At 75.2% G+C, this 12,235-nt stretch carries 16 protein-coding genes and 1 tRNA gene; 11 read left to right on the top strand and 6 right to left on the bottom strand.

Features of this window, described 5'->3' with window-relative positions; all coding sequences use genetic code 11:
* Positions 1-72 precede the first annotated feature (72 nt).
* Positions 73-891 carry an FhaA domain-containing protein gene (locus BD833_RS14510; RefSeq protein ID WP_166533855.1) on the bottom strand — a complete coding sequence of 273 codons (819 nt, stop codon included), beginning with the start codon at positions 889-891 and terminating at the stop codon, positions 73-75.
* A gap of 174 nt (positions 892-1,065) precedes the next feature.
* On the opposite strand from BD833_RS14510, the gene BD833_RS14515 reads away from it, so the two are divergent.
* A tRNA-Leu gene (locus BD833_RS14515) sits at positions 1,066-1,151 on the top strand.
* A 95-nt stretch (positions 1,152-1,246) separates the two neighbouring features.
* On the opposite strand, the gene BD833_RS14520 is transcribed toward BD833_RS14515, so the two are convergent.
* The 4 genes from BD833_RS14520 to BD833_RS14535 form a co-directional block, all read right to left on the bottom strand.
* Positions 1,247-1,624: a nuclear transport factor 2 family protein gene (locus BD833_RS14520; RefSeq protein ID WP_166533856.1), complete on the bottom strand. Its 378-nt coding sequence runs from the start codon at positions 1,622-1,624 to the stop codon at positions 1,247-1,249.
* Between the two features lie 153 nt (positions 1,625-1,777).
* Positions 1,778-2,230: a hypothetical protein gene (locus BD833_RS14525; protein ID WP_166533857.1), complete on the bottom strand. Its 453-nt coding sequence runs from the start codon at positions 2,228-2,230 to the stop codon at positions 1,778-1,780.
* 199 nt (positions 2,231-2,429) lie between these two features.
* Positions 2,430-2,873 (bottom strand): DUF1707 SHOCT-like domain-containing protein, encoded by a 444-nt coding sequence (locus tag BD833_RS14530; RefSeq protein ID WP_166533858.1) that lies wholly within the window; start codon positions 2,871-2,873, stop codon positions 2,430-2,432.
* An 88-nt stretch (positions 2,874-2,961) separates the two neighbouring features.
* Entirely contained in the window at positions 2,962-4,125 is a 1,164-nt protein-coding gene (locus BD833_RS14535) for an acyl-CoA dehydrogenase family protein (RefSeq protein ID WP_166533859.1), read from the bottom strand.
* Between the two features lie 62 nt (positions 4,126-4,187).
* Here BD833_RS14535 and BD833_RS14540 point away from each other — a divergent pair, with 62 nt between their 5' ends.
* The 10 genes from BD833_RS14540 (at position 4,188) to BD833_RS14585 (ending at position 11,260) form a co-directional block, all read left to right on the top strand.
* Positions 4,188-4,664, top strand: a complete 477-nt coding sequence (locus BD833_RS14540) for a GNAT family N-acetyltransferase (RefSeq protein ID WP_166533860.1) — start codon at positions 4,188-4,190, stop codon at positions 4,662-4,664.
* Between the two features lie 113 nt (positions 4,665-4,777).
* On the top strand, positions 4,778-5,125 hold the full coding sequence (locus tag BD833_RS14545) for a hypothetical protein (RefSeq protein ID WP_166533861.1): 348 nt from the start codon (positions 4,778-4,780) through the stop codon (positions 5,123-5,125).
* Positions 5,126-5,257: 132 nt separating this feature from the next.
* A complete protein-coding gene (locus tag BD833_RS14550; protein ID WP_243737676.1) occupies positions 5,258-5,908 on the top strand; it encodes an RNA polymerase sigma factor in 651 nt (216 codons plus the stop codon).
* Positions 5,905-6,981 carry a hypothetical protein gene (locus BD833_RS23280; RefSeq protein WP_166533862.1) on the top strand — a complete coding sequence of 359 codons (1,077 nt, stop codon included), beginning with the start codon at positions 5,905-5,907 and terminating at the stop codon, positions 6,979-6,981. Before BD833_RS14550 ends, BD833_RS23280 begins: the two co-directional genes overlap by 4 nt.
* Before the next feature lie 126 nt (positions 6,982-7,107).
* Entirely contained in the window at positions 7,108-7,296 is a 189-nt protein-coding gene (locus BD833_RS14560) for a hypothetical protein (protein ID WP_166533863.1), read from the top strand.
* A 99-nt stretch (positions 7,297-7,395) separates the two neighbouring features.
* Positions 7,396-8,313, top strand: a complete 918-nt coding sequence (locus BD833_RS14565) for an aldose 1-epimerase family protein (RefSeq protein ID WP_166533864.1) — start codon at positions 7,396-7,398, stop codon at positions 8,311-8,313.
* A gap of 1 nt (position 8,314) precedes the next feature.
* Positions 8,315-9,046 carry an MOSC domain-containing protein gene (locus BD833_RS14570; protein WP_166533865.1) on the top strand — a complete coding sequence of 244 codons (732 nt, stop codon included), beginning with the start codon at positions 8,315-8,317 and terminating at the stop codon, positions 9,044-9,046.
* Between the two features lie 3 nt (positions 9,047-9,049).
* Positions 9,050-9,265 (top strand): RNA-binding S4 domain-containing protein, encoded by a 216-nt coding sequence (locus BD833_RS14575; RefSeq protein ID WP_166533866.1) that lies wholly within the window; start codon positions 9,050-9,052, stop codon positions 9,263-9,265.
* 40 nt (positions 9,266-9,305) lie between these two features.
* Entirely contained in the window at positions 9,306-10,502 is a 1,197-nt protein-coding gene (locus BD833_RS14580; RefSeq protein WP_166533867.1) for a pyridoxal phosphate-dependent aminotransferase, read from the top strand.
* Entirely contained in the window at positions 10,499-11,260 is a 762-nt protein-coding gene (locus BD833_RS14585) for a nitrilase-related carbon-nitrogen hydrolase (protein WP_166533868.1), read from the top strand. The genes BD833_RS14580 and BD833_RS14585 overlap by 4 nt, the downstream gene beginning before the upstream one ends.
* Positions 11,261-11,271: 11 nt before the next feature.
* Here BD833_RS14585 and BD833_RS14590 read toward each other — a convergent pair whose 3' ends face one another.
* Positions 11,272-12,207, bottom strand: a complete 936-nt coding sequence (locus BD833_RS14590; protein ID WP_166533869.1) for a PRC and DUF2382 domain-containing protein — start codon at positions 12,205-12,207, stop codon at positions 11,272-11,274.
* Between the last annotated feature and the right edge of the window lie 28 nt (positions 12,208-12,235).

A 12,235-nucleotide genomic window follows, 5' to 3' on the forward strand; every position in this document is an offset into this window, starting at 1 on the left:
GAGCGGTGGACGTGCCGGTACCGCGGCGGAGCCCGGTGCGGATCCCGTCGTGCTGCGTGCGCGGGGCCCCGGTCACGCCCCGTCCTGCCGGTAGACCAGGACCGAGTGGCCGATGCGGATCACGTCGCCGTCGCTGAGCGGCTGACGGGTGACGCGGCGACCGTTCACCAGCGTGCCGTTGGTGGACCCGAGGTCCTCCACGGTGGCGACGTCACCGTCGAGGACGACGTCGACGTGCTTGCGGCTGACGCCGGTGTCCGGCAGCCGGATGTCGGCCTCGGTGCCCCGGCCGATCACGTTGCGCCCGGTGGACAGCTCGTGCCGCGTGCCCGGGCCGTCGACCACCAGCACGTGGGTGTGCGCGGCGCGGGAGCCGGCGCGGCCGACGACCGAGGGGTTCTGCTTCCCGGTGTCGGTGGCCATGCGGCCGCGCAACGGCGGCAGCGGGGGCAGCGGCGGGTGGCCGCCGACCGGCGCCGAGGCCAGCGGGGGGACCTCGGCGCGCAGCCCGGGACGGGCCGGGTCGGCGACCTCGGAGCTCACCTCGAAGACGCCGGTGGTCAGCTCGTCGTCGAGCTCGAGCGTGACGGTGACCTTGTCGAAGACCTGGTAGCCCTCGTCCTCGATGTGCTCGGTGACCATGTCGGCCAGCTCGCCGGCGAGCTGGTCGGACCACTGGCCGAGGTGCTCGTAGTCGGTCTCGCCGAGGCGGACGACGTAGACGTTGGGTGCGAGGACCCGGCCCTCACCGAGGACGGCGCGCTGCTCGTCGGCCTCGCGTTGGAGGGCCGTGGCGATCTCGGCCGGGTGCACCTTGCCCTTGAAGAGCCGGGCGAAGGCCAGGCCGACCATGCCCTCGAGCCGGCGCTCGAAGCGCTGCAGAACACCCACAGTCGCTCCTCTGCGCTCGCCGGACGTGTCTCTCTGCCACCCGTGATCGTAGCCGGGCCGGGCGGGCCTGACCGCCCAGGAAGCCGCGACGCCCCGACACGGCTTCCCGCGACGCCCGGCGGGCGACCCCCGCTCCGGGGTGCGGCACGTGGCTGCTACTGTCTTCCCTCGCCAGGGCAAGTGGCGGAATGGCAGACGCGCACGGTTCAGGTCCGTGTGTCCGAAAGGACGTGGGGGTTCAACTCCCCCCTTGCCCACCAGGCAGACGACGAGCGCCGGTTCCCCTCGGGGGCCGGCGCTCGTCGCATCTGGGGCGTCGCCGGCCCCCGGGGCCGGCGCCCGTCGCACCAGGTGGTCAGGCCGACCCGCTCGTCCCCTGCACGAAGGCGGCGGAGTCGTAGTAGGTGCGGACGGCGCTCAGCCGGTCTTCGTCGCCCTCGATGACGGTCACGCCCCGGTAGGTGAAGGGCTTCCCGCTGCGCAGCGTGCCGGTCGACGTCCACTCCAGCGCCGCGCTGCTCTCCCCGATGATGGAGTGGGTGAACGACGTCTCCAAGTCGCCGAAGACGTTGCGGTAGTCCTCCCAGAAGACCTTCGCGCCGTCCTTGCCCGACGTCTCGTGGTGCTCGTCGAGCTTGACCAGCTGGGCGTCCTCGCCGGTGATCTCGAGCATCGGCCCGACGTCGCGGTCGCTGTCGAGCGTGTGCAGTGCCGCGGTGAAGCGCTCGGTCATCGACTGCACGATTCCTCCAGGGGGCGGTCGGTGCGGCGGCGCGCGCCGCGGGGCGGACCTCGTCGCACCCCGTCGCGCCCTACCCCATCGCGCACCGCCCACCAGTCGGCCGCCGCGCGCCGCGCTCAGCCGGGGATGCGCCGACGCGCGCGATCAGGTGGGGACGTCGGCGCCGGTCTCGGCGACGAGGTGGGTGACGGGGACGTCGCAGCCCTTGCGCAGCCGCGACGGCAGGTCGCGCCGGAGCCACTGGGATCGCCCTCGGGGCAGGGTGGAGACCACGATCTCGTCGGCGCGGAAGTGGCCGAGGGCGTCACGGACCGCCTGCAGCGGATCGGCGTCGCCCACCTCGCCGTCGACGCCGGCCCCGAGGGTGCGCAGGTGCTCCAGCGCCCGGTCGAGGCGTTGCCGGGCCAGCGCGTAGGCGCGGTCGGTCGCCGAGGGCGCGGCCGCATGGGCTCCCGCCCCCTCGACGTCGTCGTGCACCGGGGTGGCGGGTGCGACGAGGAGGAACTCGTGCGGTCCGGCGGCCAGCCGCTCCTGGACGGCCCGGTCGAGCGTGTCGGTGCGGAGGGTCTGGTTGGCGACGATCAGGCAACGGCGCATGGCCTGTGCTCCCGGTCGGTGGGGCCCTGCGGACGGCCACAGTGTGGGGTGCGTCGTCGCGCGCGGCCACCCCGACCGCCGGCCGGCATCGGTGTCCCCCGTCGCTGCGCCCGGTGGTCGCCATCCGGCTCGTGACGACCACCGACGGTGAGCAGCTCAGGGAGTCCCGGACCCGCTGCGGCCGTGGTCGTCCGGGCGGTCACCTGCCCGGCCGCTGGCCCGCCCGAGCCCCGAGCCGGCCCATCAGCAGCATCCCGCCCCAGGGGACGATCACCCAGAACGGCCAGAAGTAGAGCAGCTCCTGGGCGGCCAGCGAGGTCGCCGCCCAGATGAACAGGACGATCAGCGCGGTGCTGGACCACGATCCCCAGGCCGGCCAGCCGTGCCGGCCGTGCAGGCCGTGTGCCGCCCACGCGGGCACCGGCGCGGCGGTGGCCGCCGGCGGGGGCGCCGGCGCGCTGATCGTGCGCGGCAGGTCGGCGGTCAGCTCGGTCAGCTCGCCGAAGGTGCGGGCGGCGTAGGCCCGGGCCAGCCGTTCGTCGTACTCGGCGACGGTCAGCCGGCCCTCGGACATGGCCTCCCCCAGCGTGGCGGCGACGGCGGCGCGGTCCTGGTCGGCTGCGCGGAGGTGGGACTCGGGCATGGCGTGCTCCTCGCTCGGGGGCCCAAGTCTGTTCCGGCGGTATGCCCGAGGGCTACTGACAGCTGTCACGGGTTCCACGTGGAACCCGTCAGCCGGCGGGCGGCACGACCTCCGAGGTGAGGTGCCGGCCGATGACCATCCGCTGGATCTGGTTGGTGCCCTCGAAGATCTGCATGACCTTGGCCTCCCGCATGTAGCGCTCGGCCGGGTGGTCGCGGGTGTAGCCCGCCCCGCCGAGCACCTGGACGGCGTCGGTGGTGACCTTCATGGCGGCGTCGGTGGCCACCAGCTTGGCGATGCTCGCCTGTCGGGAGAACGGTTTGCCGGCGTCCTTGCGACGGGCGGCCACCAGGTAGGTGGCGCGGGCGGACTCGACGGCCGCGGCCATGTCGGCCAGCAGGAACGCCACGCCCTGGTGCTCGGCGATCGGGCGGCCGAACGCCGACCGCTCCACCGCGTAGGCGACGGCGACGTCGAGGGCCGACTGCGCCAGCCCGACCGCGACGGCGCTGACGCCCAGCCGCCCGGAGTCCAGCGCCCCGAGCGCGATCGCCATGCCGCGGCCGGGCTCCCCGACCAGCCGGTCGGCGGGGACCGGCACGTCGTCCAGCCGGATCGCCGCCGTCGTGGAGCCGGTCAGCCCCATCTTCTCCTCGGGCTTCGCGGCGCTGAAGCCGGGCAGGTCGGGGGTGAGGTGGAAGCAGGAGATCGCGCGGTCGCCGTCGACCGGGGTGCGCAGGAACGTCGAGTAGAAGTCGGCGTGCCCGCCGTGGGTGACCCACGCCTTCTCCCCGCGGGCCAGCCAGCCGTCGTCGGACGGGGTGGCGCTCGCCCGCATCGCGGCGACGTCGGAGCCGGCGTGCGCCTCGGACAGGGAGTAGGCGCCGAGCAGCGTGCCGCCGACCATCTCGGGCAGCAGGTCGCGGCGCTGGGCCTCGGTGCCGAAGTTCGCGACGGGGGAGCAGGCCAGGGTGTGCACGCTGATGCCGAGCGCCACGGTGGCCCACCGGGCGGCGAGCTCCTCGAGCACCTGCAGGTAGACGGCGTAGGGCTGACCGCCGCCGCCGATCTCCTCGGGGAAGGGCAGCCCCATCAGCCCGGCGTCGCCCAGGAGGCGGAAGACCTCCCGCGGGAACCGTTCGGCGCGCTCGTGCTCCGCGGCCTTCGGCGCCAGCTCGGCGTCGGCGATCTCGCGGGTGAGGGCCAGCAGGTCCTCGGCCTCGCGGCTGGGCAGTTCACGGTCGACCGGCACGGTGCTCCTTCGTCGGTGGGCTGCCTCCTGACGCTACCGCCGGCGGGCCGCGCCCTCCTGCCATGATCGCGCCCGTGATCATCGAGGGGGCCGGCTGGGACGATCCGGACGTCCGGCGGCTCACGGCCGACCAGCAGACCGAGATCCGCGCCCGCTACGGCGGCAAGGAGGAGCCGGGCCGGCCGCCGACGGCCGCCGACGTGAGCGTGGTCCTCGTGGCCCGCGGCGATGACGGGGCCGCGGTGGGCTGCGGTGCCCTCCGCGAGCTGGGCGACGGCGCCGCCGAGGTCAAGCGCATGTACGTGGTGCCGGCGGCGCGGGGGCGCGGGGTGTCGAAGGCGGTGCTCGCCGGTCTCGAGACCGCCGCCCGCGACCGGGGCTGGACGACGCTGCGGCTGGAGACGGGCCCCCTCCAGCCCGAGGCGGCCGGGCTGTACGCCGGCGCGGGCTACCGCGAGATCGGCCCGTTCGGGGCCTACCTCGACGACCCCGACGCGACCGGCTCGCTGTTCTTCGAGAAGGCGGTCGGCGCCGGCTGAGCGGTTCGGGTCCGGCGTGGAGCCGGGTGCGGGCCCCGATGTGTGAGGGTGGGCGCGACGTCACCGCTCGCGGCCGTACCGGTACGGATCGGCCGCACCCCGAAGGGACCCCCATGCGCATCCGGAAGCTCGCCCTCGTGGCGGCCGCCGCCACCCTCCCGCTCGGCCTCACCGCGTGCGGTGGCGGCGCGAGCGTCGATGACTTCTGCGAGCAGTTCGAGTCCATCGACCAGATCGCCGAGGAGGACGCCGACCAGGCGAAGGGCGAGCTCGAGGAGCTGGCCGACGTCGTCCCCGAGGAGGCCGGGGACGACGTGCAGGAGGCCGTGGACCTGCTGGCCGAGGACTTCCCGGCGGACGGGGACATCGAGGGCGCCATCGCGAGCGGTGACCTGACGGAGGAGTTCCTCACCGCCGCCCAGGCGGTCGAGAGCTACGGCAGCGAGAACTGCGCGGAGTGATCTCCGGCCGCGTCCCCGGCGTCCGGTGCCCGGGACGCGGCCGCTCCCGTCCGGCGGCGTGAACCCGATCCGTCGCATCGGACATGAAGGGGTGTGACGACTTCACCCCTCGCGGCCGGATCATCACCTGCCGTGACTCCGACGGCGCTGCACCGGTCCGCCGGTCCGCCCGCCGAACCCCCACGGCTGCGCGCCCTCCCCGACGCCCTGCCGGGCGACGCGGAGCTGATCGCCCGGTCGCTCGACGACCCGGCGCAGTTCGCGCCGCTGTTCGACCGGCACGCGGCCACCGTGCACCGCTACCTGGGCCGCCGGGTCGGTGAGCTCGCCGACGACCTGCTCAGCGAGACCTTCCTCATCGCGTTCCGCCGGCGGGCGGCCTACCGGCCCGAGCACGTCGAGGTGCGGCCCTGGCTGCTCGGCATCGCCACCAACGTGGTGCACGGGCACGTCCGCACCGAGCAGCGCCGGTACAAGGCGCTGGCCCGGGCCGCCGCCGAGCCCGAGCGCCCCGGGGACGACCCGGGCGAGGCCGGCGACCGGCTGGACGCGCAGGCGATGCGCGGCCCGCTCGCCGCGGCGCTCGCCGGGCTGAAGCCCCGCGACCGCGACGCCCTGCTGCTCCTGGCCTGGGGGCAGCTGGGGTACGAGGAGATCGCCGCCGTCCTCGACGTCCCCGTCGGCACGGTGCGCTCCCGGCTGCACCGGGCCCGCCGCCAGACCCGCGCCGCGCTCGGCGGCGTCTCCCCGTTCGACCCGACCTCCGAGGAGGGGGACCGATGAACGACCTCACGCTGCTCCGCGACGCCGGACCAGACGCCCCGGCGCTGTCCGCCGCCACCCGCTCGGCCGCCCGCGCGGCGCTGCTGGCGGAGATCGACGGACCGGCCCCCCGGCGGCGCCGGGTCCCCGGCCGGAAGGCCACCCTCCGCATCGGGCTGGCCGCCGTCACCGCGGCAGCTGCCTGGGCCGCCGCCGTCGTCGTCACCGGAGCGGACGGGCCCGGCCCGGTGCCCACCGGCACCGGCGGCATGACCCTGGTGGCGGTCGAGGAGATCACCTTCCCGCTCTCCCTCGACCCCGTGCCGGCCGGCATGACGCCGAGCTTCACGGGCGCCGCCGGCAGCGACGAGGCCGTCGCCGGTTACTCGTTCCCCGACGGGACCGGCTTCTCCGTCCACCTCGCCCCCGAGGAGCCGGCCTGGGCCTTCCAGCAGCACGAGGCGGCGGACGTCACCGGGACGGGGACCACGACGGTCGCCGGCGTCGAGGCGCGCTACGTCGTCGGCTCGACCGACCGGCTGTGCACGATCGTCAACGAGTGCTTCGAGGACCTCCCCTTCGCCCAGCTCGTCTGGGAGCGGGCGCCCGGTGAGTGGGTGTACCTGGCGGGCGAGAAGGTCCACGGTGACCTGGCCGCGCTGGTCGCGGTGGGCGAGTCGCTCGTCGACCGTCCGCAGCCGATCAACCTCCAGGTCGGTCTGGCCCCGGCCGGCTGGTCGGTCGTCGACTGGCACGAGAGCAGCGGAGCCATCGGGGTGGCCGCCGACGACGACCCGACCCAGGTCCTCGGGGTGCAGTGCATGGCGGAGGCCCGGCCCGGCTCGGGGATGGACAACGGGTCGGCCGAGCAGCGGATCGACTCGGTCACCGCGATCGACCCACCCGTCGACACCGAGATCGACGGCGCACCCGCGAGGATCGTCCACGCCCACGACCACATGGACGAGGCGAACCGCTTCTGGCTGGTCGCGTGGGAGCTGCCCGACGGCACCCTGTGCACCGTCCACGCGCCCCAGGGCTTCGCCCAGGACGACGTGCTCGCCATCGCGGCGGGGGTCACCTACACGCCCTGACCCGGTGGGCCGCACCGGGCGCCCGATCACCGGGCCCGGGTGCGGTCCACCGCGCCGCCGGGGGACCCCCCTTCGAGGGAGATCGCGGCCCGCCCGGGATTGCCCGGGCGGGCTGCGGTCATCTGCTTGGTGTCACCAACCAATCATGCGCAGTCAGGTTGCCCACCATGCAGAGGCAGCACGGAGGAGATCGCCGGCACGGCGACCGCCACGGCCGGCACCGCGGCCACGGTGACCGCCGACGCCAGCCGGTTGCTGCAGGAGCTCGCCGGCCAGCTGGAGGAGCAGGTCGCCCTCTTCCGCACCCGCGCCTGACCCGCGGGATCGGCGCACACGTCGCCATCGGACCGCGATGACCACGAGCGCGCCGGTCTCGGCAGGTGGACCGGCGCGGGCATGTGGTGAGCTGAGCGCATGCCCGATCCCTGGCCGGACGCCGGCCGCACCGAGGTGGAACTGACCGCCGGCGATGCCCGGCTGGCCGTCGACCTGCGCGGCGGCACGCTGCGCCGGCTGACCGTCGGCGACCGGGAGGTGCTGGACGGGTACGCCGCCGGCACGGTCGAGCCCGGCTGGCGCGGCGCGGTCCTGGTGCCCTGGCCGAACCGGATCCGCTCCGGGCAGTGGTCGTGGCAGCGCACCGACCTGCAGCTCGACGTCCAGTCGCCGGCGGAGCCGCACGCCATCCACGGCCTCGTGGCCTGGCAGCCGTGGACCGTGCTCGCCGAAGGGGACGGATCCGTCACGGTCGGGACGACGGTCGAGCCGCACCCCGGCTACCCCTTCCGCCTCGCGGTCGCCGTCGACCACGCGCTCGACGCCGGCCGGCTCAGGAGCACGCTGCGGGTGCGGAACACCGGGGTGCAGCCGGCGCCGTTCGGTGCCGGCTTCCACCCCTACCTCTCCGTCGGCGCCACCGCCGACGGCGGCATCGGCGAGGCCGAGCTGGACCTGCCGGGCCGCACCGAGCTGGTGCTGGACGGCGGGATGCCCACCGGGGAGCGGCGGCCCTTCGACGGCGCCGTCGGCCGGATCGGCGACCGCGCGCTGGACACCCCGCTGACCGATCTGGAGCGGGACGCCGAGGGCTGGGCACACGTGCGGCTGCGCGGCGCCAGCGGCGAACTGGTGCTCTCCGCCGACGCCGCCTGGCCCTGGCTGCAGGTCTACACCGGCGACACCCTCCCCGCCGGGCAGTGGCGGCGCAGCCTCGCCGTCGAGCCGATGACCTGCCCGCCCAACGCGCTCGCCGACGGCGTCGACCTGCTGGTGCTCGAGCCGGGCCAGGAGTGGTCGGGCAGCTGGTCGCTGGCCTGGGACCGGGCGGCCTGACGTGCGGGTGCTGGAGCTGTGGCGCTACCCGGTGAAGTCGCTGCAGGGGGAGCGGGTGATGCAGGCGGGGCTGGGCCCGCTCGGCCTCGACGGCGACCGTCGCTGGGCGCTGTTCGACCGGGACACCGGGCTGGGCCTCACCGCGCGGCGGCTGCCCGACCTGCTGTTCGGCGCCGCTCGGCTGCGGCCCGACGGTGGTGTGGAGGTCGTCCTCCCCGACGGCACGGTGACCTCGGACGACGAGGTCATCTCCGGCTGGCTCGGCCGGCGGGTGGAGCTCCGGGTGGCGCCGGAGGACGACGCCGACGCCCCCGTCTACGAGTCCGCGGTGGACGCCGACGAGCCTGACCCCACCGAGTGGCGGCAGTGGGAGGGTGCGCCCGGGCCGTACCACGACAGCCCGCGGATCCGGCTCTCGCTGGTCTCCACCGGCACCCTCGGCACCTGGGACCGCCGTCGCTTCCGGGCCAACGTCGTCCTCGACGGCGAGGGGGAGGACGCGTTGCGCGGCACGGAGGCCGACCTGGGCGGGGCGCGACTGCGCTTCGGCGCCGGCATTCCGCGGTGCGTGATGACCACCCGGCCGCAGCCCGGCGGCATCGCCCGCGACACCTCGGTGCTGAAGACCGTCCACCGCGAGCGGGACGGCCTGCTCGCGGTGCGCGCCGCGGTCCTCACGGCCGGGACGGTCCGGGTCGGCGACGCGCTGGTCCCGGACGGCGGGGGAGACTGAGCCGTGCGCACCATCGACCTCCGCCCCGGCGAGGACAGCATCCGGCTCGGTCAGCTGCTCAAGCTCGTCGACGCCGTCCCCACCGGCGCGCAGGTGAAGGACGTCCTGCTCGCGGGTTCGGTGACGGTCAACGGCGAGCCGGAGGAGCGCCGCGGCCGCCAGCTCCGGTCGGGCGACGTCGTGGCGGTCGAGGGGCACGAGGACGTCCGGATCCGGTGACCCGGAGCGGTTCCACGTGGAACCGCGCGGAAGGAGCAGCATGACCGCACCGCTGGCGTCCCGCCTCCGCGGCTTCGGCACGACGGTGTTCGCCGAGATGAGCGCGCTGGCCGTCGCCACCGGATCGATCAACCTGGGCCAGGGCTTCCCCGACTACCCGGGCCCGCCCGAGGTGCTGGACGTCGCCCGCGCCGCCATCGGCACGGGGGCCGACCAGTACCCGCCGGGCCCCGGTATCCCGGAGCTGCGGGCCGCCGTCGCCGAGCACCGGCAGCGGTTCACCGGTCAGGCCTACGACCCGGACACCGAGGTGCTCGTCACCGCCGGCGCCACCGAGGCCCTCGCCGCGGCGATGCTGGCGCTGCTGGAGCCCGGCGACGAGGTGGTGCTGTTCGAGCCGATCTACGACAGCTACAGCGCGTCGGTCGCCATGGCCGGCGGGGTGGTCCGCCCCGTGCCGCTGCACCCACCGGCGGCGTCGTCCCCCACCTCCCCGGCGGCTCCGTGGACCTTCGACGAGGCCGAGCTGCGGGCCGCGGTCACCCCGCGCACCCGGCTGCTGCTGGTCAACTCCCCGCACAACCCCACCGGCACGGTGCTCACCGACGACGAGCTCGCCGTCCTCGCCGAGCTGGCGACCACCCGCGACCTCACGGTGATCACCGACGAGGTCTACGAGCACCTGGTCTTCGACGGGGCGCGGCACCGCTCGCTCGCCACGCTGCCGGGCATGCGGGAGCGCACGCTGGTGGTCTCCAGCGCCGGCAAGACGTTCAACGTCACCGGCTGGAAGATCGGCTGGGTCTGCGGGCCCGCGCCGCTGGTGACCGCCGTCCGGACGGCCAAGCAGTTCCTCACCTACGTCAACGGCGGCCCGCTCCAGCCCGCCGTCGCCGCCGGGCTGGGCCTGCCCGACGCGTGGTTCGCCGGGATCGCCCGCGACCTGCAGCGCCGGCGCGACGTCCTGGTCTCCGGCCTGCGGGACGCCGGGCTGCCGGTGATCGCCCCGCGGGCCACCTACTTCGCCACCGTCGACGTCCGCGGGGTGCAGCCCGACGGCGACGGCCTGGCCTTCTGCCGCGCGCTCCCGGAACGGGTCGGCGTGGTCGCCGTCCCCACCGTGGTCTTCTACACGCCGGAGCACGCCGCCCTGGGGCGGCACCTGGTGCGGTTCGCGTTCTGCAAGAGCGATGCGGTGCTCGGCGAGGCGGTCGAGCGGTTGAGGAGGCTGGGATGAGGGTCGCGGCGGTGCAGCACGACATCGTGTGGGAGGACCGGGAGGCCAACTTCGCCCGGCTCGCGCCGCAGGTGGCCCGGGCCGCCGGGGCGGGCGCCGACCTGGTGCTGCTCACCGAGACCTTCTCCACCGGCTTCTCCATGACGCCGGGGATCGGTGAGCCCGAGGGCGGCCCCTCGGCGCAGTTCCTGGCCGGGCAGGCCGCCGAGCACGGGGTCTGGGTGGGCGGGAGCTGCCCGGAGATCGCGCCGGACGGCCCACTCCCCTACAACTCCTTCGTGCTGGCCGGGCCCGACGGCTCGACCCACCGCTACCGCAAGCTGCACCCGTTCACCCACGGCGGCGAGCACGAGCGGTTCCGGGCCGGCGCCGGCCCGCTGACCGTGGAGATCAGCGGGCTCCGGATCACGCCGTTCGTCTGCTACGACCTGCGCTTCGCCGACGTCTTCTGGCGGGCGGCGCCGGAGACCGACCTCTACGTGGTGGTGGCCAACTGGCCGGCGGCCCGCCGGCTGCACTGGCAGACGCTGCTGCAGGCCCGGGCCATCGAGAACCAGGCCTACGTCGTGGGCTGCAACCGGGTCGGCACCGCCGGCGACGGCACCGAGCACGCCGGTGACAGCCGCGTCGTCAGCCCGATGGGGGAGCTGCTGGCGACCGGGGCGGGCGTCGAGACCCTGGTGCTGGCGGAGGTCGACGCCGCGGAGGTGGCGGCCACCCGCGACCGGCTGCGGTTCCTCCCCGACCGGCGCGGCTGACCGGCTCCTGCTCAGCCGCGGGGCGAGTCCTCTTCGAGCACGATCCGCTCCCGCTGCACCCGCTCGGTGACCGTCTCCTGGTCCTGCACGAGGTCGGTGCGCAGCCGCACCCGCTCCACCGGCACGACCTCCAGGCTGATGACCGGCCGCTCGCTGTGCAGCACGATGTCCTCGGGCAGGCCGGCCGCGGCGGTGGGGGCGTTCCCGTGGGGGACCAGCGACTCGCCGCCGACCGCTCCGCTGTCGTCGTCGGCGCCCAGCGGGATCTCCTCCAGCCGGATCTCCTCGCGCCGGATGGGCACCGTCACCTCGACGTTCTCGGTGACCACGTACTTGACCAGGCGGACCCGGGTGGCGGCGACCTGCTCGGTGCCCACCCGCAGCCGCTCCTCGCTGCGGGTCATGGCGCCGTCGGCGGACGCGTTCGTCGAGGTGTCCATGGCTGTGTCCGTGGCTGTGTCCGTGGGCGTGTCCCTGGCCGTGTCCCTGGCCGTGTCCGTGGTGCCGGCCGCGGGCGGCGGCGGGACGGCCGGTACCGCCACCGTGTCCGTGGGACCGGCCTGCGGTACGACCGCGTCTCGGTCGGTCTCGCGGTGCTGGTCGGTCTCGCGGTGCTGGTCGGTCTCGCGGTGCCGGCCGCCCTCGAGGCCGTAGTGGCGGCGCAGCTCGGCCTCCTCGCCCGGGTCGAGGTGGTTGCCGTTCATCGAGGGCGCGTTCTTGACCGCCTCTGCGCTCACCGGCAGGCGCAGCGTGCCGTCGTCCCAGACCGCCTCGCGCGCCGGCACGACCGAGTGGCGGGTGCCGAACAGCCCGGTGGTGACGGCGACCCAGGTGGGCTCACCGGTCCGGTCGTCGACGAAGAAGTGTTCGACGGTGCCCAGCTTGTCCCCGCCGTCGCCGTAGGCGGTGCTGCCGATGGCGGCGGTCACCTCGCGCTCGCTCAACATGGTCGGCTCCCCTCCGTGCGGTGCACGC

Source organism: Blastococcus xanthinilyticus (genome assembly GCF_008124835.1).
In the GTDB taxonomy this organism is placed as follows: Bacteria; Actinomycetota; Actinomycetes; order Mycobacteriales; family Geodermatophilaceae; genus Blastococcus; species Blastococcus xanthinilyticus.

Coding starts and splice junctions, on each gene's coding strand:
- BD833_RS14545 (WP_166533861.1), top strand. CDS start 4,778: ATGCGCATCCGGAAGCTCGCCCTCGTGGCGGCCGCCGCCACCCTCCCG.
- BD833_RS14540 (WP_166533860.1), top strand. CDS start 4,188: ATGATCGCGCCCGTGATCATCGAGGGGGCCGGCTGGGACGATCCGGAC.
- BD833_RS23280 (WP_166533862.1), top strand. CDS start 5,905: ATGAACGACCTCACGCTGCTCCGCGACGCCGGACCAGACGCCCCGGCG.
- BD833_RS14580 (WP_166533867.1), top strand. CDS start 9,306: ATGACCGCACCGCTGGCGTCCCGCCTCCGCGGCTTCGGCACGACGGTG.
- BD833_RS14585 (WP_166533868.1), top strand. CDS start 10,499: ATGAGGGTCGCGGCGGTGCAGCACGACATCGTGTGGGAGGACCGGGAG.
- BD833_RS14530 (WP_166533858.1), bottom strand. CDS start 2,873: ATGCCCGAGTCCCACCTCCGCGCAGCCGACCAGGACCGCGCCGCCGTC.
- BD833_RS14565 (WP_166533864.1), top strand. CDS start 7,396: ATGCCCGATCCCTGGCCGGACGCCGGCCGCACCGAGGTGGAACTGACC.
- BD833_RS14525 (WP_166533857.1), bottom strand. CDS start 2,230: ATGCGCCGTTGCCTGATCGTCGCCAACCAGACCCTCCGCACCGACACG.
- BD833_RS14520 (WP_166533856.1), bottom strand. CDS start 1,624: ATGACCGAGCGCTTCACCGCGGCACTGCACACGCTCGACAGCGACCGC.
- BD833_RS14590 (WP_166533869.1), bottom strand. CDS start 12,207: ATGTTGAGCGAGCGCGAGGTGACCGCCGCCATCGGCAGCACCGCCTAC.